The organism is Flexivirga caeni (genome assembly GCF_003724155.1).
Lineage (GTDB): Bacteria > Actinomycetota > Actinomycetes > Actinomycetales > Dermatophilaceae > Flexivirga > Flexivirga caeni.
Map to the genome: position 1 here is coordinate 24,208 of NZ_RJJQ01000025.1, position 20,684 is coordinate 44,891.

Here is a 20,684-nt window from a genome sequence, read left to right on the forward strand (position 1 = left end):
GGGCTGTCGTGAGCGACGTACCGGCGCAGCCGGCCCAGCCACGGGCAGCGCGGCCGCCGCGGCCGCGCCGAGGGGCCACGCCCTGGGTCATCGGCATCGTCCTCGCTGCGATCACGGTCTGGGCCGCTCGGGGTGTGCAGATCGACATCCCAGCCATCTGGCAGAACTTCTCCAACGCCTCCGGCACCCTCATGCAGTTGTTCCAGCCCGACTACGGCTTTTTCCCGCAGACACTGAGCGCCATCGAGGAAACGCTGATGATGGCGGTCATCGCCACCGCCATCGGCTCGCTCGGCTCGGTGCCACTGGCCTTCCTGGCGTCGCGCGCGACCAACCCGTCACGGGCACTTCTCGCGGCAATTCGCTTCCTGAACAACGTGATCCGTGCCGTCCCCGATCTGCTGTATGCCGCGGTGTTCGTGGCCGTCGTAGGCACCGGAGCACTGTCCGGCGTCCTCGCGCTGTTCTTCTTCAACATCGGGATCCTGGTGAAGCTGGTCTCCGAATCCCTCGACGGCCTGGACCGCGGACCGCAGGAAGCAGCGCTGGCAGCCGGCGGCACCTGGTTCGCCGCCGACCGGGTCAGCATGCTGCCGTCGGTCGCGCCGAGCTTCGCCTCCCAGGTGCTCTACACCTTCGAGGTGAACATCCGCGCCTCCACGGTGATCGGTCTGGTCGGTGCTGGCGGCCTCGGGGTGCTGATCGACAACGTCCGCACCTTCTACCACTACCACTACCTTTCGCTGATCATCCTGGAGATCCTCGTGCTCGTGCTGGTCGTGGAGACCGCGTCGTCCATGCTCCGAAAGCAGCTGGCTCGATGACCACGCCGACCGCCATACCGGCCGGGAAGGCAGTGCCGCCGCCGCGACCCAGCCGCTTGTGGGTGCGGGCCGGCTGGACGGCCGTGCTGCTGGTGGTGCTCGCCGCGTTCTGGCGGGTGAACATCGACTGGTCGCAGCTGTCCGACTTCGTCCCCAGCCTGTTCCATTACCTGCGGCTGATGTTCTGCCCGCCGGCGTGGTCGCAGACCTCGGCGGCCTTCTCCGCGACGATCCTCAGCGTGCAGATGGCCTGGATCGGCTCGATCCTGGGCATCCTCATCTCCTTCCCGCTCTCCTTCCTGGCTGCTCGCAACGTCGTGCCGGTCTGGGTGCGGCTGCCCGTGCGGCTGGTCCTCGCCATCCTGCGCGCCGTGCCGGAAGTCGTCATCGCGATCCTGATCCTGTCGGTCACCGGACTGACGGCCTGGACCGGCGCCCTCGCGCTGGGCATCGGGTCGATCGGCACGCTGGGCAAGTGGGGCTACGAGTCGTTCGAGTCGGTGAGCGGCGGGCCGCTGGAGGCGGCGCGAGCGACCGGTGGCTCCCGCCTCGCCGTGATCCGCTGGGGGCTGTGGCCGCAGGCGCAGCCCGAAGTGCTCGCCTTCTGGCTCTACCGCTTCGAGATCTCGGTGCGGTCCTCCGCCATACTCGGCCTGATCGGTGCCGGCGGCATCGGCAAGATGCTCAGCGACAACACGCAATACCAGAACTGGAACGTCGTCGGCATCCTGCTCATCGTGGTCGTCGTCGTGACCATGATCATCGACCAGATCTCGGCGGTGCTGCGTCAGCGCCTGATCACCGGCCGCTGGGCCCTGGTGGGGTATGGCGCCCGCCGCAAGGCACTGACCCCGACGGGCCTCGCGTGACAGACAACCTGCTGGCCCGGGTCCGCGCTCAGGCGCCTTCGCTGGGTGGCGCGGAGCGAGCCGTCGCCCAGGTGATCCTTGACCGTGCCGACGACATCATCGAGCTGTCCAGCGCCCAGGTAGCAGCACTCGCGGGCGTGTCCCGGCCGACCGTGGTGCGCACCTGCCAGTCGCTGGGCCTGACCGGATATCAGCAACTGCGGGTGCTGCTGGCCCGCGAAGGCGTCGCGACCGCCGCCCGCCGGCCGCCTGCCGAGCCGGCGGACGGTCCGCGCGCAGCGATCGTGGCCACCTTCCGGCACGTCGCGGCGTCCGTGGACGCGATGGTCGCGCTGCTGACCGACGAGGCTGCGTCGGACGCCACCGAACTCCTCGCCACGGCACGGCGACTGATCGTCGTCGGGCACGGTATGTCGGCACCGCTCGCCCTGGACGCGGCCGCCCGGCTGAATGCACTCGGCCGCGTCACCGAGCACTATCAGGACCTCATCGGCGAGCACATCGCCGTGTCCGGGCTGGGCGCGCAGGACGCCGTGTTCCTCGTGTCCGGCTCCGGGAGCAACCGCCTGTCACTGGCCGCCGCCCGCGCTGCGCGCGACACCGGCACCCGGGTGCTCGCACTCACCGCCTTCAGCCACGCGCCCTTGGTCGAACTGGCGGACGTGACCCTCGTGACCGGCATGCCGGAACCGTCCTTCCGTGACGAGATCGAGGTGACCAGCCGCATCCCGCAGACGATTCTGCTGGAAGGTCTGCTCGCCGCCGTGTCCGACCGGCTCGGCGACACAGGCCGCGCTGCCAAGGCACGGTCGGTGCACGTCGTGTCGGGCTACCTCGAGGAGTAGCTCCGCGCGTGCGGCCGCCGATCAGCCCTGCTCGTCGAGGTAGAACCAGCGCCCGCCCCGCCGCTCGAAACGACTGCGTTCGTGCAGCCGGCCCGTGCTGTCGTATGACGCCACGAACTCGACGACACCGGTGTCATCATCCGGACCACCGTCGCGAATATCGAGGATTTGCAGGCCTGTCCAGCGCATCCCCGGCTCCAGCGCAACCTCCGCCGGCCGCGTCTTCGGGTGCCAGGTGCGCCAGAGGTGTTCGCGGTTGCCATAGACGTATGCCGTGTAGCGCGACCGCATCAGCTCCTCCGCGATGGCAGCCAGCCGCTCGCTGGAGAGCAGCGGGCCGCAGCAGTCGTCATACGACCGGCCGGAGCCGCACGGGCAGGGATCTTCGGTGCTCACCGTCCACACGGTAGACCTGACGCCACGAGACACCGCGGTCGTCGTAGGCTGCTGTGCCGTGTCGAAAGTGTTGAACTCCATACCCGTCGGCGAACGCGTCGGCATCGCCTTCTCCGGAGGCCTGGACACCTCGGTGGCCGTCGCCTGGATGCGCGACAAGGGCGCCATACCGTGCACCTACACCGCGGATCTCGGGCAGTATGACGAGCCGGACATCGACTCGGTCCCCGGCCGCGCCGGCCAGTACGGCGCCGAGCTGTCCCGCCTGGTCGACTGCAAGCGTCAGCTCGTCGAGGAAGGACTGGCGGCGATCGCCTGCGGTGCCTTCCATATCCGCAGCGGCGGGCGCATCTACTTCAACACCACTCCCCTCGGCCGCGCGGTGACCGGCACCCTGCTGGTCCGCGCCATGCGCGAGGACGACGTGTCGATCTGGGGCGACGGGTCGACCTTCAAGGGCAACGACATCGAGCGGTTCTACCGCTACGGCCTGCTCGCCAACCCTGGGCTGCGCATCTACAAGCCGTGGCTGGACGCGCAGTTCGTCGACGAGCTCGGCGGCCGGCACGAAATGTCCGAGTGGCTCGCCGCGAAGGGTCTTCCCTACCGCGACTCCACCGAGAAGGCGTATTCGACCGACGCAAACATCCTCGGCGCCACCCACGAGGCCAAGAAGCTCGAACTGCTGGACACCTCGATGGAGATCGTCGAGCCGATCATGGGTGTCGCCTCCTGGGACCCGGATGTCCGCATCGAAACCGAGGACGTCACAGTGCGATTCGAGCGCGGCCGGCCGGTGTCGATCAACGGGCAGACGTTCGACGACGTGGTCGACCTCTTCATGCTGGCCAACGAGGTCGGGGGCCGTCACGGCCTGGGCATGTCCGACCAGATCGAGAACCGCATCATCGAGGCCAAGTCGCGCGGCATCTACGAGGCTCCTGGCATGGCGTTGCTGTTCGCGGCATACGAGCGGCTCGTCAACGCGGTGCACAACGAGGACACGGTCGCGCAGTATCACAACGACGGGCGTCGCCTGGGTCGCCTACTCTACGAGGGCCGTTGGTTCGACCCGCAGTCGCTGATGATCCGCGAGGGGCTGCTGCGCTGGGTCGCGTCGGCGGTGACCGGTGAGGTCACCCTGCGGCTGCGTCGGGGCGAGGACTACTCGATCATCGACACGCGAGGCGAAGGGTTCAGCTACCACCCGGACAAGCTGTCGATGGAACGCACCGAGGACGCCGCGTTTGGCCCGACCGACCGCATCGGCCAGCTCACCATGCGCAACCTGGACATCGCCGACACCCGCGCCAAGCTCGAGTTGTATGCCGGCCTCGGCGCGCTGCCGGCCCGGGAGACCGACCTGGTCGGCGAGCTGAAACCCGGTGGGGCTGCGGCGATTTCGGCCAACCCTGCCGTCGACACCGACGAGGACGACGCGCTCGACAACGCGGCGATGGACTTCGGTGCCGACTGAGCCCGTGCCGGTCACCGACACCGCTCTGGTCATCGAGGGCGGTGCGATGCGGGGCAGCCACTCCGCGGGTCTGGTCGTGGCGCTCATCCAAGCCGGCATCGACGTGCAGTGGACCGTCGGGATCTCCTCAGGCGCGACCAACGCGTCCAACTACGTGACGCGGGACGTATGGCGGGCGCACGCGTCGTTCACGACGTTCGCGCAGGACCGCCGCTTCGGCGGGTTGCGCAGCCTCGCACGTGGCAACGGCATCTTCAATGCCGAATTCATCTACCAGCAATCAGGATTGCCGCTGGAGTCACTGCCGTTCGACTGGGATGGGTTCGCCGGCAGCAACCGGGAGTGGAAGATCGGCGCGTTCGACGCCGACAGCGGCGAGACCGTCTACTGGGGCCGCAAGGACTCCCCCACGCTCGGCGACCTGCTCAACCGCGTGCAGGCGTCGGCGGCCATGCCGGTGCTGATGCCAATGGTGCGCTTCGACGGGCACACCTACGTCGACGGCGCGATCGGCAGCTCCGGAGGCATCGCGCTGGACGCTGCGCAGGCCGACGGATTCGAGAAGTTCTTCGTCGTGCTCACGCAGCAGCGGTCGTTCGTCAAAGCACCGGAGGGCCACGACCGGTTCCTGCGGCGCTACTTCCGCAAGTATCCGGCCGTCTACGAAGCGCTGCGCACCCGGCACGAACGCTACAACCGCACCCGTGACGAGGTCCTCGAGCTCGAAAAGGCCGGCCGCGCCTACGTTTTCGCCCCTGAGATCAAACCGGTCAGCAACGGGGAACGCCGACTCGCCGTGCTCGAAGCGAGCTACCGCGCCGGGTACGAGCAGGCGCAGCGGGAGCTTCCCGCCATCCGGGAGTTCCTCGGGCTGGCCTGACGGTTTCGGGACCGCGCCCAGTTTCGAGTATGCCCAGCGCGCGCGACACCGCGCGATCGGCATACTGGCGACGCTGCAACACTCTCAGGCGATGGCCCTGGCCAGCTCCGAGGCACCCGGCGGGTAGAGCGGGTGCGACTGGCCGGTGTCGTCGACGGGTCGCCACCGCACCGGCATCGGGTCGCCGTCGTCCTGGAAGACCTTGCCTTCCGCGGGTATGACGGCAGGGTCGTCGAGGCGCACGGCATACACGAAGACGACTTCGTGGCCGAGCCGCCCGTTGATGCGGTAGATGTTCTCCAGCACGTCCAGCAGGCGCGCCTCGGCGACGCCGGTGCCAAGTTCTTCGAGCACCTCGCGGTCCAGCGCTTCCCGCGCGGTCTCACCCGGCTCAATGTGCCCACCGATCAATCGGTCGTATCCATGAGGGTTTTCGGCGGTCGGTCGCAGCCGGGCCACAGCGTGGGTCTTGCCGTCCGCGCTCACCACGACCGCCATCGCCTTGACCCTGATGTGTGCCTTGTCCGCCATGACCAGACCTTCCCGCTGAGTCGGTGTCAGCGCAAAGGTAGCGACCGCGTGCGCATCCGGTCGAATGCCGTCCGCGCCGGCCACTCCTGCACGAGTGCCGTGACGGCCCGCGCAGCCGCCACGCTGCTCGTGCCGGTCGTGTCGATCGCCAGGTCGCAATCACCGTGTGCGAAGACGACATCGAGCTGTGCGCGTGCTGTGCCGACCTCCCGGTCGCCACGCTCCCTCTCCCGTCGCTCCAGCTCCTCCAGCGACGCGGTCGCGTGCACCAGCAGCACCGGTATGCCGTCGAGGACGTCCAGCAGGTCCGCGATGCGCCATGGCTCGTTCAGCACGTGATCGCCAACCACGTCGTTTCCGGCTCGCGCCATAGCGGCGAGCATCCGGTGGTATCCGGCGCGGCTGCGCCGGAAGGTGTCCAGCCACGGTGGCGCGTCCCAGGCAAGTGGGACATCTCAGCCGGACGCGACCGGCTCGAGTGCACCAGATCAACCGGGAGGTTGTGCCACGGAGTGGGTTGTATGGCGGCGAATGCCGCTGCCAATGAAGACTTTCCCGCACTCGACGGCCCGTTGAGCAGGACGACACGACCTGGGCGCGCGCTCATCGCTGGACTCCCTCAGACGATCGCGACCAGGCGGTCGATCGCCTCGTCGAGGTCGTCCGTCGTGCCGCAGAAACTGAGCCGGACGAAGCGGTTTCCGTGAACGGGGTCGAAGTCGACGCCGGGCGCGATCGCGACACCGGTGCGGTCCAGCACTTCGGCGCACCACTGCTTCGAGTCGTCGGTCAGGTATGAGACGTCGCAGTAGGCATAGAACGCACCGTCCGGTGGTGCGAAGGAGTCGATGCCCAACTCGGGCAACCGCCGCAGCAGCAGTTCGCGATTGACGGCGTAGCGGTCGACGTGCCGCCTGAGCTCATCGGTCGACTCGGGTGAAAACGCAGCAACCGCAGCGTATTGCGAAACGGCGGGCGCGCAGATCGCCAGGTTGCCCTGGAGCACGTCGACCGGGCGGCGCAGACCGCGCGGCAACAGATTCCAGCCCACCCGCCAGCCGGTCATCGACCAGAACTTGCTCAGCGAGCCCAGCACGACGGCGTCCTCGCTCACCGCCCGCGCGGTCTGTGCCGCAGCGCCGAACGTGATGCCGTGGTAAATCTCGTCCGACAGCAACAGCACCCGCTGGCTCGTGCACCAGCTCGCGATGGCCGCGAATTCGCCGGGCGCGATGAGGGTCCCCGTCGGATTCGCCGGGCTCGCCACGATCACACCGTCCAGGGGTGCCTCGGCGTGCGCCCGCTCCAGCAGCTCGACCGTCAGCTGGAAGCGCGTCGCCGGCCCGCAATCGATCTCGACGGGCTGAATCCCCAGGGCACGCAACGTGTTCCGGTATGCCGGATAGCCGGGCCGCGCCATCGCGACCCGGGCGCCAGGATCGAACGCTGCGAGCAGCACCGTGCTGAACCCGCCGGACGAGCCGGTGCTCACGAGCACCTCGTCCATGGTGACGGGCACGTCATACGTCGAGCGATAGTGCGCGGCGATAGCTTCCCGCAGCGCCGGAATGCCGTCGCCCACGGTGTAACCCAGCGCGTCGGATTCCAGCACGGCGTGCACCGCGTCCAGCACCGGCCGCGGTGCCGGTGTCGACGGCTGCCCGACGCACAGCAGGATCATGTCCCCGTGGGTCTGCTGCCGTGCGGCGGCCGCTCGCATGACCTCCATGACATGGAACGGCTCGACGGCGCTGCGCAGCGACGGCTGCCATTCGCTCATGAACGACCCCCTCGTTCCTCGGGGCTCGTCATTCGCCTGGATCCCTATTGGTCGCGCGCTCCGCTCGCTCATCGGTATGCCGGATGCTCCGGCCATGGGGCCGAAGCAGATCGTAGCGTCGCCCAATTCCGTTGCCGCGCAATGCTTGTCGCAAGAAGCGCCGAGATGGTGATGCTGTTGTGCAACCGGCCCGCCAGCGCCGCGTCGACGGCGTCATCGAGCGGAACCCACCCGGTCGGCATGCCCACCTCCTCGCCCTCACGGACGAAGCCTTCAGCGACCGCGGAGTGCACGTCGCGGGCGAGGAAGACGCGCAGGTTTTCCGACGACGAACCGGGCGAGGTGAACAAGTCGACGAGCGTGTGCCACGTGGTGGCGTCGAAGTCGGCCTCCTCGCGCAGCTCGCGCGCGGCCGCCGCACGCGGGTCCTCCCCCGCCTTGTCGAGCAGGCCCGCCGGGACCTCCCAGTCGAAAGTGCCCACCGGGTGGCGGTATTGCTGGATCAGCAACACCTCCTCGGCGCCGGGCTCTCCGCGCAGGGCCGCCACCGCCACGGCGCCGGTATGCCGCAGGAAGTCACGCGTCACGGAGCCGGCCACGCCGAGTTGCACATCCTCGGTGACGACGTCCCAGACCCGCCCGTGGTAGGCGACCCGCGACGAGGTCACCGGCTGCGGATCCAGCCGGTCAGCCAGCGGGGTTGTCAGCCGGTCGTGTTCAGCACTCATCGCGTCCTCTCGCGAAACCTACGAAGCTGCAACGGGATCCGCGCTCTTCGGGCGCTCCACCTCGACCAGTCGCGCGGCGCGCTGCTGGTCGATGGCCGCACCGACGAGCCCGGCGAAGAGCGGGTGCGCGCGACCCGGCCGGGAGAGGAACTCCGGGTGCGCCTGGGTCGCCACGTAGTAGGGGTGAGCGCTCCGGGGCAGCTCCACGAACTCCACCAGCTCACGATCGGGAGACAGACCACTGAAGACGAGTCCGGCGACCTCCAGCTCACCGCGGTAGGCGTTGTTGACCTCGTAGCGGTGCCGGTGGCGCTCGGACACGCTGGTGGCGCCATACGCCTGCGCGGCGACGCTCTCACCGAGCAGCTGCGCCGGGTAGGCGCCCAGCCGCATGGTGCCGCCCAGGTCGCCGGCGCCCTCGACATACGCCTTCTGTTCTTCCATCGTCGCGATGACGGGCGCCGTTGTCTCCGGGTCGAATTCGGTGGACGAAGCGCCCTCGATGCCGGCGACGTTGCGGGCGTATTCGATGACCATGCACTGCAGGCCGAGGCAGATGCCGAGGGTCGGCACCTGCTGCTCACGTGCCCACCGCAACGCACCGAGCTTGCCCTCGATGCCACGCACGCCGAAGCCGCCGGGCACCAGCACCGCGTCCACTCCCCCGAGCGCCTTGGCCGCACCGGCGGGCGTGGTGCAGTCATCGCTCTTGACCCAGCGGATCACAACCTTCGCGTCGTGGTGAAAGCCGCCCGAACGCAGCGCTTCGGTCACCGAGAGGTAGGCGTCGGGCAGATCGATGTACTTGCCGACCAGCGCCACCTCGACCCGGTGCTCCGGGTGGTGCACACGCTCCAGCAGCCGGTCCCAGTCGTGCCAGTCGACGTCGCGGAACGGCATGCCCAGCCGCCGCACCACGTAGGCGTCGATGCCCTCGGCGTGCAGCACCTTCGGAATGTCGTAGATGCTGGGCGCGTCGACACACGCGGCGACCGCTTCCAGATCGACGTCGCACATCGAGGCGATCTTGTGCTTGATGCCGTCCGGAAGGTCCCGATCTGCCCGCAGCACAAGGGCATCCGGCTGGATGCCGACCTGGCGCAGAGCCGCGACCGAGTGCTGGGTCGGCTTGGTCTTCAGCTCGCCGCTCGGGGCGAGGTAGGGCACCAGCGACACGTGCAGGAAGAAGACGTTGTCACGTCCGACGTCCTGCCGGACCTGGCGCGCCGCCTCCAGGAACGGCAGCGACTCGATGTCACCGACCGTGCCGCCGATCTCGGTGATGATCAGGTCGACGTCCGGGGCGGCCTGCGCGCGCATCTGGGACTTGATCTCGTTGGTGATGTGCGGGATGACCTGCACTGTGTCACCGAGGTATTCGCCGCGCCGTTCCTTGGCGATGACCTCGCTGTAGACCTTGCCGGTGGTCACGTTGGCGTCACCGGCCAGGTTGACGTCCAGGAAGCGCTCGTAGTGACCGATGTCGAGGTCGGTCTCGGCGCCGTCCTCGGTCACGAAGACCTCACCGTGCTGGAAGGGGTTCATCGTGCCGGGATCGACGTTGATGTAGGGGTCGAGCTTCTGCATCGTCACCCGGAGTCCGCGAGCGCGGAGCAGATGTCCGAGGCTGGAGGCGGTGAGCCCCTTGCCGAGCGAAGAGGCAACGCCTCCGGTCACGAAAATGTGTTTTGTCTGCTCCACCACGGGCTCTCAGTCTACGTCATGGCGAGCGCCGTCGAGCAACTCCTGAGCGTGCTGGCGCGCCGAGGTGCTGTCGCTGACGCCGCCGAGCATCCGGGCGAGTTCGGCGAGCCGGTCCTCGCCGTCGACGGCGGTGACGTCGCTCGCGGTCACGTGACCGTCGCTGGATTTGTGCACCACCAGCTGCCGGTCGGCGTATGCCGCGACCTGCGCGAGGTGCGTGACCACGATGACCTGGGCGCCCTGCGCGAGCCGGGCGAGCCGGGCACCGATGTCGAGCGCGGCGGCTCCGCCCACGCCCGCGTCCACCTCGTCGAACACGAAGGTCGGCACGCTGCCGCTGGCGGTCACGACCTCCAGCGCGAGCATCACCCGGGACAGCTCACCGCCGGATGCGGCCTTGGCGACGCTGCGTGGCGGGGCGCCCGGGTTGGCGGCGAGCAGGATCTCCACCTCGTCCACGCCGTGCGGACCCCGCCGCTCCGGGTCGGTCTGCACGTCGACAGTGAGCGTGGCCGAGCCCATCGCGAGGTGTGCGAGTTCCTCGGTCACCGCTTGCTGCAACTTCCGGGCGGCCTTGCGCCGGCCTGCGGTGAGCCGGGTTGCCGCCGCGGTCAACTGTGGCTCGAGCCCCGCCAGGTGGGTCCGTAGCTCCTCGATGCGGTCGTCGGACCCGGCGAGCTCGGCCGCCTCGAGCGCCGCAGCCTTGCTCCAGACCAGGACGTCGTCGATGCTCTCGCCATACTTGCGCAGGAGCGCGGTCAGGTCGGCGCGCCGCACCTGCACCTGCTCCAGGCGTGCCGGGTCCACCTCGAGGTCGGCGAGGTATGACGCGAGGTCACCCGCCACGTCAGCGGCCAGCACCGCGAGTTCGCGCAGTCGCTCGTCCAGCCCGGCGAGCGCCGCATCGTGGTCGACCGATCCCGCGAGCGCCTGCCGCGCCTGCGCCACCAGGGCGAGCACGTTCGGAGCATCGTCGGAGTCCTCGTTCCCGGCGAGCGAGTCGTGGGCCGTGCCGGCCGCTTCGCGCAGCGCATCGGCATGGGCGAGGCGGTCGGACTCGGCGGCGAGCTCGAGATCTTCGCCGGCGACCGGGTCCACCCGCTCGATGTCCTCCAGTGCCGCGGTCAGCAGGTCGAGCCGCTGGGCGCGGTCACGCGCGCGATCGGTCAGTTCGGCCAGTTCGGCGCGCGTCGCCTGCCAGGTGGCGTGCAGCGCGCGGTATGCCGCGAGCGCCGCCGCCACTGGTTTGCCCCCGAAGTCGTCCAGCATGATGCGGTGCTGCTCGGGCCGCTGCAGCCGCCACTGATCGGCCTGTCCGTGCACCGCCACAAGAAGTTCGCCCAGCTCGGCGAGCACCGCGACCGGCGCCGTGCGCCCACCGACGTGCGCGCGCGAACGCCCTTGTCCTGAAACGGTTCTCGCCAGGATCAGCTCATCCTCGACGGTCGCTCCGGCATCGGCGGCACGCTCCAGCGCCGGATGGTCCGCCGGCACCTCGACGATGCCCTCGACATACGCACGCTCGGCATCGCCGCGCACGAGACCGGCGTCGCTGCGCCCACCCAGCAGCAGCCCGAGGCCCTGCACCACCATGGTCTTGCCGGCGCCGGTCTCGCCGGTCACCACATTGAAACCGGGCGACAGCTCGAGCAGTGCGTCGTCGATGACCCCGAGGCCCTGGATCCGCAGTTCGCGCAGCACGTCGGGCAGCCTACGCTCGGGGCGCGGCCCGGCCGGTGCCCCGCCAGCCGGACACGGATAAATCAAACTTCGCGACCAGCCGATCGGTGAAGGGAGCATCTGTCAGCCGCGCGAGCCGCACCGGGTGGGCGCTGCGACGGACCTCGATGCGAGCTCCCTTCGGCAGGTCGAACGAACGCCGGCCGTCGCACCACAGCACCGCCTCGGCGTCTGTGGTGTCGTGCAGGTCGACGGCGATGTGGACGTCGTGGCTCAGCACGAGCGGCCGCGCGAACAGAGCGTGCGCGGAGATGGGCACCAGCAGGATCGCCTCGACACCAGGCCAGACGATGGGCCCGCCGGCCGAGAACGCATACGCCGTCGAACCGGTCGGGGTCGCCATCACGACCCCGTCGCAACCCCAGGTGGACAGCGGGCGGCCGTCGATCTCGACGGTCACCTCCAGCATGCGTTCGCGCGCCGCCTTCTCCACCGACGCTTCGTTGAGCGCCCAGTTCGTCCAGAGCGACCGGCCGTCGACGGAGGCCTCCACCTCGAGCGTCTCGCGTTCCTCGACCCGCCAGTCGCGCCCGGCGATCTTGCGCACGGTGTGGTGGATGTCGTCGGGTTCCGCCTCGGCAAGGAATCCGACATGCCCGAGGTTGATGCCCAGCAGCGGCACACCGCTCTCGCGCACCAGCTCGGCGCCGCGCAGGATGGTGCCGTCGCCACCCAGGACGACTGCGAGCTCGGCGCCGTCCGGTTGCGGGCTGTCGTAGCCGGTCACGCCCTCCTCGCCGAGCACCCCGAACGCCGTGAGCTCCTCGGTCTGCCCGATGACCTCGATGCCGTTCGCGGTCAGGCCGTGCACGAGTTCGGCGGCCACGTCAAGGGCCTCGCTGCGGCGGGGATGGCCGACCAGCAGGACATGTCTCGTCATACGGTCCGCGCCTCCTTCTCCTGCACCAGCAGTCGCTCGAGCACCGCCTGCACCTCCATGTCCGACATCCTGCCTGCCGGCTCGTGGCGCGCCCACAGCAGGTATTCCAGATTGCCGGTGCCGCCCTCGATCGGGCTCACGGTCAGACCGTGCACGGTCAGCCCGGTTGTGCCGGCTGCTGCGAGCACATCGCGCAGCACGCGGTGGCGTTCGTGCGGTGAGGTCACCACCCCGGTGCGTGCCAGGCGCTCCCGGCCGACCTCGAACTGCGGCTTGACCAGCGTGATCAGATCGCCGGACGGTGCGGTCAGGGCAGCGAGCCGGTCGATCACGAGCGTCAGGGAGATGAAGCTCAGGTCCGCGACCACCAGGTCGAAGGGTCCGCCGAACTCGTCGGCATCGACGTCGCGCACGTTCACCCCCGACCGCTCCACGACGCGAGCATCGGCGCGGACGGCCGGCGCGAGCTGTCCGTGCCCGACGTCGAGCGCGATGACCTCGCGCGCGTCCCGGCTCAGCAGCACCTGGGTGAAGCCGCCGGTGGAGGCGCCGACGTCGAGACAGCGGCGGCCGGCGGGGTCGACCGAGAATGCGTCGAGCGCCCCGAGCAGTTTGTATGCCGCCCGGCCGACCCATTGCTCGGTGTCACCGCTGACCTGCAGGTCGTCCGGGTTCACTGCAGCGGACGCCTTCGTGATCGGTATGCCGGCCGCTGTCACCCGACCGTCGGCGATGAGTTCCTTGGCGACCGCGCGGGAGCGGGCCAGGCCGCGTTCCACCAGCGCCGCGTCCACCCGCACGGCTCAGCCCGACAGGTCGGAGAGTCGCTGCTGCAACTGGCGGTGCACGGCGGTGACGTCCGCGATGTGCTGGTCGAGGAGCGCTGGGTCGGGCAGCCTGCCGCCGATGGCTGGCGCACTTTCCTCTTCCGGCGCGAATCCATCTGTGCCGGAGGGAGATTCGCGGTCAGCTGCTTCACGTTCGTGCGCGCTCGGGTCCGGCAGTGCTGCAAGAGCCTGGTCGACTCGCTCGTCGCCGGTCGCCGCGAATCTGGAGTCGGTGCCCTGTGTCCCGACTGGCTGCGGGGAACGGGCCGGCTGGGCGTCCGACGCGTGGGCTGCATGCGGTGACGTCGGCCGGGCGAACAGGTGCGGAGACGGCACTGCCCCGCCGGGAGTCGGATTATGGTCGGTCACGGCTCCATTATGGCCGCCCGATCAGCCCTTCGTGGTCGCCGATCGTGCTTGCCTTCTTCGCCGTGGTCTTCGTGGCGGTCGTCTTCTTCGCGGTGGTTCTCTTCGTGGCAGCCTTCTTGGCTGCTGTCTTCGTGGCGGGAGCCTGCTTCATTGCCGCCGGCGCCGGCTGTTTCGCCTGCTCGGCAGCTGTTCGCAGCGCGGCTACTTCCGCCTCCAGCGCCTCGATCCGGCGCTGCGCTGCTTCCAGGTCGGTGCCCCGCACCAGTCCCCATCGGGTCAATTGACGTTCGAGCTCGGTCGCCACCAGATCGCGGACGAGCTGCCGGTTCGCGGTCGCTGCGTCGATGAGTTCCTCGGCAAGCTGGCTTGCTCGCGCCGACGTGTCGCCGACACCGGGAACCTCCAGCAGCAACGCGGCGGCCTCCATCGCTCGCGCCCGGGTCATGTCACCGGCGCCGGTCAGCAGTTGCAACGCCGTCCGAACGGAGTTGATCGCCTTGTCACTTGTCCCAGCCATGTTCGACGCTCCTTCCGCTGGATGAACTTTCGAGACTAGCGGCGTTCCGGCAGCGCCGCCACAGCCTCGTCGCCGGACAGCTTCCCGGCGTCCTGGGCTTCCCACAGGATGCACAGCGCGAGCCGGAGCCGCACGATCCAGTCATCGGCAGCGGCGCCGCCGTCGAACCGGACCGCGAACTCTGCGCCGCTCCCCCGGCCCGTCGCCACCTGGTCGCCCACCATCCAGCTCCCGTCGAGCCGCCGGCTCGGCTCGATGTATGGCGCGCCGAGCGCACGCAGGTCCGCCGCGACGAACCGCGGCCGCAGCGCGGGCTCGGCACGGACCAGCTCTGCGGGGCCGTGGACACCGGTCAGCACATGCAGGGCGCTCATCCCGGCCGCGTGCGCGCCAGCGATATCAGTTTCGAGCCGGTCGCCGATGCCGAGCGTGTGTTCGGGGTCGGTGCCAAGCGTCTCGGCGGCGAGTTCGTAGAGCAGCGGGCCGGGTTTGCCGACGACCACCGGGTCGACACCGACGGCTACTCGCACGGCGCCGACGAGTGAGCCGTTCCCCGGGGCCACCCCACGATCGGTGGGCAGGGTCAGGTCGTCGTTGGTCACCACCCAAGTAGCGCCGCCCTGGATCGCGTATGCGGCCTCCGCCAGATCTGCTGCGGTCACCTCCGGACCGTAGCCCTGCAACACAGCACCGACCGGTGCGTCCTCGCTCGTGCGCGCGTCGTCTTCGGCGCCGGCCAGCGCCCGCACCTCGGTGGGCCGGACGACGCGCAGGCCGGCTGCAGTCAAGGCATCCGCCACGCCGGCGCCACCGATCGCCAGCACCGTCGCGCCGGCCGACAGCCGCGCGGCCACCGTGCGAGCACCGGCGATCGAACTGGTGAGCACGTCGTCTGCTCCAGCGGCCAGCCCGAGACCACGCAGCGTGTCGGCGACAACAGCGGGTGGCCGCGACGCGTTGTTTGTCGCGTAGACCACCCGGGCACCGGCCGCGATGGCCGCATCCAGGGAGTCGACGGCGTGCGGAACGGCCTGCGCCCCGCGGTAGACCACACCGTCCAGATCACAGACCAGACCGGGAAACCGCTCCGCGAGACTCGCCGACGGATCAGCACGACCCGATCGCGAACCTGGTGCCGCCGGGCTATTCGGCGACACGGATGCTGACTGGACCTGAGCTGATTCGGACACGGGCACCATCTTGCCCAGCGGCGCGCACCGCGCCATACCCGAGGTGCTCTTGGCGTGGCGCACGTATGTCGCGTTCGTCGTGAACGACGCCCACGGCTGTATTCACCGGCGTAACGTGCACCGCAGGGCGGGAAAGCGGCACAGCTCTCTCTCTTTTCCTTGGTTCGTACCAGCGAGAGGAAGCAGTTGTGTGGCGTCTGGCCGGATTTTCGCGCCGCTCCCGGCGGGCTCAATCGGTGCTGTTCGCCGTGGCTGTCGGCCTGTTGGTCGCCGTGGTCGCCGTTGATCCCTTGCTGACACGGTCGTTCCGCTTCGCCTTGGTGCGGTTTCATGTGGCCTCGTTGGACGTGTCCAGTCAACAGGTCCAGCTCCTAACAGCTGGCGGCGAACCACAGGTAGCCGCCCATCTCGAGCGGGCGGTGGATCCGCGGGTGCGCGCGGTGACCGGGCCACCGGCCGTGTTGCGCCTGGTCCAGGTGACGTGGCCGCAACGATCGATCGGGGCCACCTTGCTGGGGACGGCCGACGGGTGTGCCCACGTTCATCTCGTGGCAGGTCGTTGCCCGACTGCACGCAATGAGGTGATCCTGCCCGAGGGGCAAGTCGAGGCGCTGATGCGACCGAAGTTGCGGCTGGGCGCCGAGCTGACGGTCAAGGGCGCCGACTACGACTTCCTGAGTCCTGACCTGACCCCGCAGAAGAAGCTGAAGTTTGTTGGTGTCTATACCGCACCGGACAATGCCCGCTTCTGGGGCGGCCTGAGTGTCGGCAGCTACTCCCAGACGACGCCCACCTACTGGCTGACCGCACCCGCGACTTTCCACGGGCACCCACCCACCAGCACTGTCCCGCAGGGCGATATGACGTCCCCGGACGTGAGCTGGAGCGGCATCTCCACCGCGCTGTACTACCAGTTGGCCCCCCACCGCATCACTCCGAGCACGTTGGCTCATGCGGTCGCCGGGATGCATGCCAGCGAGATGCGCCTGGGCTCCGGTGTTTCGGTGACCGAGGCATTGTCGTCCGTGTATGCCGAGACGAATACCGATGTGCGGCAGGCGGGGCAGATCCTGCCGTTCCTGCTCCTGCAACTGGGTGCGGTCCTGCTGATCCTGCTGGCGCAGGTGACCAGCTACCTGGCGACAGTGCGCCGCAGCGAGGCAGCAGTGTTGAAGATGCGCGGAAACGGTGCTGCGGGCGTGCTGCAGTTGGGTGCCCGCGAGCTGCTGCCGGCCGGTGTGGCCGGCCTGCTCGGCGGCGTCGCGCTCGCCTACGCTGTGGACCAGCTGGTGCGGGTGTGGTGGCTGCCCGGCCACGTCGGGCCGGCCTGGCTCTGGTCCACTCTGGTTGCCGCGGGCGCGACAGGGCTCGTGCTCGCCGGGATGTGGTGGATCATCTGGTGGTCCATGGCTCACGAGCCGATCAGCGCGCTGCTGCGCGAGCGACCGTCCCGGCGCCGCGGGGTTTGGCTGTCCGCCCCGACCGCCGCGCTGGGCGCGGCGTGCCTGGCCGGAGTGGTGCTGACCGCCACCAAGAGCCTGACGGGCGCGCCGGCTCAGCTCACGCCCGTGCTGCTGGCTGGGCTGGTGGCGATCATGATCGGCGCTCTGCTCGCCCCCGTGGCAGCCCGGCTGGTCACGCGGTTGCTGCGGCGGCGCAGGCCCGCAGGCGCCCTGGCCATCGCACAGCTGGGCCGGCGCGCTGGGATCGTCACTGCCCTGGGGACATTGATCATCACCTCCGCACTGCTGACGTTGAGCGTCAGCGTGTTCGCTCGCGGCGCGGACAACCGAGCTGCTCGATCAGCCGCTGATCTCGGTGCGAACGCCGTGCTGCACGTGACGGCGGGCGTCGTCACCGTGCACCCGGGCGACCTGATCGCGGCGATCGATGCGGTCGACCCGCACCACCGGTACTTCACGCCTGCAGTGCAGATCTATTCGTCAACCTCCTTCGGCAGCACCGTCCTCGGCGTCATCCCGGCCGACATGCAGCGCCTCGGCTCGCGCATCGGCGTATCCCAGCCGGTGCCCTGGTCGAAGCTGGAAGGACACCAGGATCCGTCGGAACCTGCCGCATTGGCAGCGACCTGGACCACCAACGCCGCCGTGGGGTCGACCGTCACCGCGCCGACCATGGGTGACGTCAACGGCCCGTTCCGGATCACCGGAACCGCGCCATACATTCCCGGCGCCGGCGCCACCACGATCGTGGCCAACCTGGCCGTCATGAACCAGGCCGGCGACCGGGTCGACCGGTTGTCCTATCAGGTCTTCTCGGCCACCCAGAACCCTCGGCTGCTGCACCGGCTCGATGTCGCGCTGCTCCGGGCCGGGTTCGCCAGCACCACCACGCAAACCATGGATCAAGCGCGTGCCGGGTATGCCGCCACCGCCACGGCCTGGGCGATGGACCTGAGCATTGTGGTGTGTGCCTTATCGGTGCTGGCCGCGCTGGTCAGCGTGATGCTGGTCGCGGTGGCCTCCCGCGCGGACCGTGCACGGGATCTTCGCGCGTTGCGCACCGGCGGACTGTCGGCTCGGGTCCTGCGCCGGGCAACGATCGGAGAATTCCTGCTGCTGAGCCTGGCCGGCGGCGTTGTCGGCAGCGTGACCGCACCATTGGCTGCCTGGCTGACCGGACGCGCCATGCTGTGGTGGTCCACCCCGCCGGCCCAGCCGGTCACGCGCACTGGTTTCCAATGGCCGTTCGGAACGTCGGCAGCGGCGGGCCTGATCGTGCTGCTGCTCTTGGCCGCCACGGTGTTCGGCACCTGGATCGTGCGCTCTGCCGAACTCTCCGAGAGTGGGCGCAGCACATGAGAGGCGAGCGAAGCGAGCGACCAAGGGCCGCGAGCAAAGCGAGTGACTGGCCAAGGGCTCAGCGAATGACGGCCTCCCGACGCAGGAGGAGCGTCCATGAACCCGGACGAACGTCATACCTTGCCGTGGCTGCGCTCGGCATCACGGCTTGAGCTTCCGCAACTTCATCGCCTCGACCTCGTAGCGGCTGGCGACACCGGCGGGGCTGCGCCAGAACCGGCGTCGCAGTGAGCCGTTGACCTCGACCGCCTCCGTGCCGGCGAAGCTCATGGCGCGCCGACGAACGTCCGCGCGCCAGCACGCGATATCGATCGTGTCCACGGTCGGCGCCTTGCGACCCTCTTCTGCGGCTCGCCGGCCAGCATCGGCCGGCCGGTCCACGACCACTCGCAACTGCACGACCTGCGTGCCACTCGGCAAGAGCTTCACCGACGGCGGCGCACTGAGCCGGCCGATCAGGTGCACCTCGTTCACCGTGGCCGGACCCTCGCGTGGTTCCGCGCGCCCGCTGGGTGCGGGTGTTGGTTCTGCCCTGACAGTCATCCCATCCTCCTTTACTTGCGAACATTTGTTCGTAAGAAAAAGATGACCGCTCACCACCGCACATGTCAGCGCACGACGACGCACCTGTGCACCACCGAGGCAGCTCCGTGGGATGGGGACAACTGCCGCAACCGGTTACCGGGGATCCCCGTCGTCCTGCACCGTCGCGGTGTCGTCGGCGACACTTGGCGCCGAACCGTCATCCGCGGCCGGATCCTCGTCGGTGCTGAACTCCGGGTCCTCGGCATCGCCGAGCAGGTCGGTCAGCACGACTCCGTCGATCTCGTCCAGCCGGTCGGTTGCGTCGGTTTCACCGTCGGCGTCCGCATTCGCGGCCTTGACGAACCACTCCCGCGCTCCCGCTTCGTCGCCGGCCGCGAGCAGCGCCTCGGCATACGCGTAGAAGAGCCGGGCAGCCCACGGCTGGCTTCCGCCGCGCTCCAGCGCGGGGATACGCAGCACCATCTGCGCGGCCTCAGGCTGGCCGAGGTCCCGGCGCACCCCGGACACCACGATCGCCAGCTCAATGTTGTCCGCTTCCCCGAGCGACCTCGCCTCCGGTGAAGCGGCCAGGTCAAGGGCACGTTCATACCGGCCGAGTCCCCGCTCACAATCGACGAGGTACGGCAACAGGTGATTCGAGCCGGAAAGCCGCTTCGCCGTGCGAAATTCGCGTATGGCGTCGCCATACTCGCCGCGGCGGTAATGCACGAGGCCGAGCGCCTCCCGCACTGCGGCCACCCGACCGGCACGTCGCGCAGCATGCTCGGCGTGCGCCAGCGCCAGATCCGGATCCTCCTCGAGCACCGTCGCGGCCGCGACCAGGTGCTTGGCAACACCTTCGGCGTTCTCCTTGGTCAGGGTCCGCAGCTCCCGCCAGACCGAGCGGTCCAGCTCCTTGCCGGTGATGTCCTCCGGCAGCGGTGGCTCAACCCGCGTGTCCCGCGTGGACTTCGCCGACGGTGACGAACGATCCCAGGCACGCGGGCCTCGAATCCCGCGATCGCCGGGTCGATCGTCCCGCTCGGCGCCCCGCTCGAAACTGTCCCGGGGGCTGCGCGCTCCCGCGCCACCGCGGTCATTACGCGAACCAGCGCGCCGCTCTCGGCCCGCCCCGCCACGCGAATCGTCCCTGCGCCCGCGGCTGCCCGCACGATCGGGTCGACCACCTCCCGAGGCGTCACGGCCGGCCCGGTCCCCACCGGAACGCGACGAGCCGCCACCACGTCCCTGATAGCCGCCTGCCCGACCGTCTCGCGAACGTGCCCACCCCTCGCCAACGGACTTCGGTCGATAACCGTCCGCCCGGCGCACCGGCTGCTGCTGATCTGCCGGCCGGTCAGCACGTCCTTGACCACCGGGTTGCTCAGCACCGGCGCCGTCAACATTGCCGGCGCGCGACCAGCGCCCGGCCCTGCGGGACTGCGAGTCCTCCGCCGGCGCAGCGTCGTCATCATTCGGCACCTACCACACCAACTCTCTGTCACATCGTCTATCGGCTCGGCCGGGGCGGTGCGGCGTATTCCGCACAGCGCCCGGACCTATTGCGCGAGTTTCAGGGTACGCTGCGCGGCACACCACAGGGTCCGTCACGCGCAAACCCGTCATGACAAATGGCCGGTCGTGAGCACCTTCAACAGTGCCCACGACCGGCCATTTGCATCAAAAATTGTTCGGCGGTGTCCTACTCTCCCACACCCTACCGAGTGCAGTACCATCGGCGCTGAAGGGCTTAGCTTCCGGGTTCGGGATGTGACCGGGC

General features: G+C 69.3%; 21 protein-coding genes and 1 rRNA gene. 6 read left to right on the forward strand and 16 right to left on the reverse strand.

The features are described from left to right. Window positions 1-8 precede the first annotated feature (8 nt). From phnE (EFY87_RS18580) to EFY87_RS18590, 3 genes are read left to right on the forward strand one after another with little or no spacing between them, the layout of a single operon-like run. Complete coding sequence (phnE, locus tag EFY87_RS18580) at window positions 9-824, forward strand: phosphonate ABC transporter, permease protein PhnE (RefSeq protein WP_123272984.1); 816 nt, start codon at window positions 9-11, stop codon at window positions 822-824. Then, window positions 821-1,693 (forward strand): phosphonate ABC transporter, permease protein PhnE, encoded by an 873-nt coding sequence (gene phnE / locus EFY87_RS18585; protein ID WP_123272985.1) that lies wholly within the window; start codon window positions 821-823, stop codon window positions 1,691-1,693. The genes phnE (EFY87_RS18580) and phnE (EFY87_RS18585) overlap by 4 nt, the downstream gene beginning before the upstream one ends. After that, the gene (locus tag EFY87_RS18590; RefSeq protein WP_158607715.1) at window positions 1,690-2,538 is read left to right on the forward strand and encodes a MurR/RpiR family transcriptional regulator; all 849 of its coding nucleotides are present in this window, start codon (window positions 1,690-1,692) and stop codon (window positions 2,536-2,538) included. The genes phnE (EFY87_RS18585) and EFY87_RS18590 overlap by 4 nt, the downstream gene beginning before the upstream one ends. A gap of 21 nt (window positions 2,539-2,559) precedes the next feature. Here the strand turns inward: EFY87_RS18590 and EFY87_RS18595 are convergent, their stop codons facing one another. Beyond that, window positions 2,560-2,934 carry a YchJ family protein gene (locus EFY87_RS18595; RefSeq protein WP_123273000.1) on the reverse strand — a complete coding sequence of 125 codons (375 nt, stop codon included), beginning with the start codon at window positions 2,932-2,934 and terminating at the stop codon, window positions 2,560-2,562. Between the two features lie 58 nt (window positions 2,935-2,992). On the opposite strand from EFY87_RS18595, the gene argG reads away from it, so the two are divergent. Further along, the gene (argG, locus tag EFY87_RS18600; protein ID WP_123272987.1) at window positions 2,993-4,411 is read left to right on the forward strand and encodes an argininosuccinate synthase; all 1,419 of its coding nucleotides are present in this window, start codon (window positions 2,993-2,995) and stop codon (window positions 4,409-4,411) included. Continuing rightward, window positions 4,401-5,291 carry a patatin-like phospholipase family protein gene (locus tag EFY87_RS18605; protein WP_245988749.1) on the forward strand — a complete coding sequence of 297 codons (891 nt, stop codon included), beginning with the start codon at window positions 4,401-4,403 and terminating at the stop codon, window positions 5,289-5,291. The genes argG and EFY87_RS18605 overlap by 11 nt, the downstream gene beginning before the upstream one ends. A gap of 84 nt (window positions 5,292-5,375) precedes the next feature. Here the strand turns inward: EFY87_RS18605 and EFY87_RS18610 are convergent, their stop codons facing one another. The 12 genes from EFY87_RS18610 to EFY87_RS18660 form a co-directional block, all read right to left on the reverse strand. Then, window positions 5,376-5,822 (reverse strand): NUDIX hydrolase, encoded by a 447-nt coding sequence (locus tag EFY87_RS18610; RefSeq protein ID WP_123272988.1) that lies wholly within the window; start codon window positions 5,820-5,822, stop codon window positions 5,376-5,378. Between the two features lie 26 nt (window positions 5,823-5,848). Further along, window positions 5,849-6,244, reverse strand: a complete 396-nt coding sequence (locus EFY87_RS21040; protein ID WP_281276225.1) for a phosphotransferase-like protein — start codon at window positions 6,242-6,244, stop codon at window positions 5,849-5,851. Further along, window positions 6,151-6,429, reverse strand: coding sequence for a chloramphenicol phosphotransferase CPT family protein (locus tag EFY87_RS21405; RefSeq protein ID WP_220093707.1), 279 nt, complete (start codon window positions 6,427-6,429; stop codon window positions 6,151-6,153). Before EFY87_RS21405 ends, EFY87_RS21040 begins: the two co-directional genes overlap by 94 nt. 12 nt (window positions 6,430-6,441) lie before the next feature. Further along, entirely contained in the window at window positions 6,442-7,602 is a 1,161-nt protein-coding gene (locus EFY87_RS18620) for a pyridoxal phosphate-dependent aminotransferase (RefSeq protein ID WP_123272989.1), read from the reverse strand. Between the two features lie 68 nt (window positions 7,603-7,670). Beyond that, window positions 7,671-8,330: an NUDIX domain-containing protein gene (locus EFY87_RS18625; RefSeq protein WP_123272990.1), complete on the reverse strand. Its 660-nt coding sequence runs from the start codon at window positions 8,328-8,330 to the stop codon at window positions 7,671-7,673. A gap of 18 nt (window positions 8,331-8,348) precedes the next feature. Then, window positions 8,349-10,034 (reverse strand): CTP synthase, encoded by a 1,686-nt coding sequence (locus EFY87_RS18630; protein WP_123272991.1) that lies wholly within the window; start codon window positions 10,032-10,034, stop codon window positions 8,349-8,351. A 6-nt stretch (window positions 10,035-10,040) separates the two neighbouring features. Next, the gene (recN, locus tag EFY87_RS18635; RefSeq protein ID WP_220093708.1) at window positions 10,041-11,735 is read right to left on the reverse strand and encodes a DNA repair protein RecN; all 1,695 of its coding nucleotides are present in this window, start codon (window positions 11,733-11,735) and stop codon (window positions 10,041-10,043) included. Between the two features lie 10 nt (window positions 11,736-11,745). Further along, entirely contained in the window at window positions 11,746-12,654 is a 909-nt protein-coding gene (locus EFY87_RS18640) for an NAD kinase (RefSeq protein WP_123272993.1), read from the reverse strand. After that, window positions 12,651-13,454, reverse strand: coding sequence for a TlyA family RNA methyltransferase (locus EFY87_RS18645; protein WP_123272994.1), 804 nt, complete (start codon window positions 13,452-13,454; stop codon window positions 12,651-12,653). The genes EFY87_RS18640 and EFY87_RS18645 overlap by 4 nt, the downstream gene beginning before the upstream one ends. A gap of 3 nt (window positions 13,455-13,457) precedes the next feature. Then, window positions 13,458-13,850 (reverse strand): hypothetical protein, encoded by a 393-nt coding sequence (locus EFY87_RS21045; protein WP_148043401.1) that lies wholly within the window; start codon window positions 13,848-13,850, stop codon window positions 13,458-13,460. Between the two features lie 7 nt (window positions 13,851-13,857). Further along, window positions 13,858-14,367, reverse strand: coding sequence for a hypothetical protein (locus EFY87_RS18655; RefSeq protein ID WP_123272996.1), 510 nt, complete (start codon window positions 14,365-14,367; stop codon window positions 13,858-13,860). A 35-nt stretch (window positions 14,368-14,402) separates the two neighbouring features. Further along, window positions 14,403-15,557, reverse strand: a complete 1,155-nt coding sequence (locus EFY87_RS18660) for an HAD-IIA family hydrolase (protein WP_245988750.1) — start codon at window positions 15,555-15,557, stop codon at window positions 14,403-14,405. Between the two features lie 188 nt (window positions 15,558-15,745). On the opposite strand from EFY87_RS18660, the gene EFY87_RS18665 reads away from it, so the two are divergent. After that, window positions 15,746-18,379, forward strand: a complete 2,634-nt coding sequence (locus EFY87_RS18665) for an FtsX-like permease family protein (RefSeq protein WP_148043402.1) — start codon at window positions 15,746-15,748, stop codon at window positions 18,377-18,379. Window positions 18,380-18,520: 141 nt separating this feature from the next. Here EFY87_RS18665 and EFY87_RS18670 read toward each other — a convergent pair whose 3' ends face one another. The 3 genes from EFY87_RS18670 to rrf form a co-directional block, all read right to left on the reverse strand. Beyond that, on the reverse strand, window positions 18,521-18,922 hold the full coding sequence (locus EFY87_RS18670; protein ID WP_123272998.1) for a single-stranded DNA-binding protein: 402 nt from the start codon (window positions 18,920-18,922) through the stop codon (window positions 18,521-18,523). Window positions 18,923-19,057: 135 nt separating this feature from the next. After that, window positions 19,058-20,386: a hypothetical protein gene (locus tag EFY87_RS21050; protein WP_181445523.1), complete on the reverse strand. Its 1,329-nt coding sequence runs from the start codon at window positions 20,384-20,386 to the stop codon at window positions 19,058-19,060. 207 nt (window positions 20,387-20,593) lie between these two features. Continuing rightward, a 5S ribosomal RNA gene (gene rrf / locus EFY87_RS18680) occupies window positions 20,594-20,684 on the reverse strand; the annotation flags it as partial.

What these genes read in the sequence shown, in the direction of transcription:
- phnE (WP_123272985.1), top strand. Translation starts at nt 821, where the DNA reads ATGACCACGCCGACCGCCATACCGGCCGGGAAGGCAGTGCCGCCGCCG.
- EFY87_RS18610 (WP_123272988.1), bottom strand. Translation starts at nt 5,822, where the DNA reads ATGGCGGACAAGGCACACATCAGGGTCAAGGCGATGGCGGTCGTGGTG.
- EFY87_RS21405 (WP_220093707.1), bottom strand. Translation starts at nt 6,429, where the DNA reads ATGAGCGCGCGCCCAGGTCGTGTCGTCCTGCTCAACGGGCCGTCGAGT.
- EFY87_RS18620 (WP_123272989.1), bottom strand. Translation starts at nt 7,602, where the DNA reads ATGAGCGAATGGCAGCCGTCGCTGCGCAGCGCCGTCGAGCCGTTCCAT.
- EFY87_RS18625 (WP_123272990.1), bottom strand. Translation starts at nt 8,330, where the DNA reads ATGAGTGCTGAACACGACCGGCTGACAACCCCGCTGGCTGACCGGCTG.
- EFY87_RS18640 (WP_123272993.1), bottom strand. Translation starts at nt 12,654, where the DNA reads ATGACGAGACATGTCCTGCTGGTCGGCCATCCCCGCCGCAGCGAGGCC.
- EFY87_RS18655 (WP_123272996.1), bottom strand. Translation starts at nt 14,367, where the DNA reads ATGGCTGGGACAAGTGACAAGGCGATCAACTCCGTTCGGACGGCGTTG.
- EFY87_RS18670 (WP_123272998.1), bottom strand. Translation starts at nt 18,922, where the DNA reads ATGACTGTCAGGGCAGAACCAACACCCGCACCCAGCGGGCGCGCGGAA.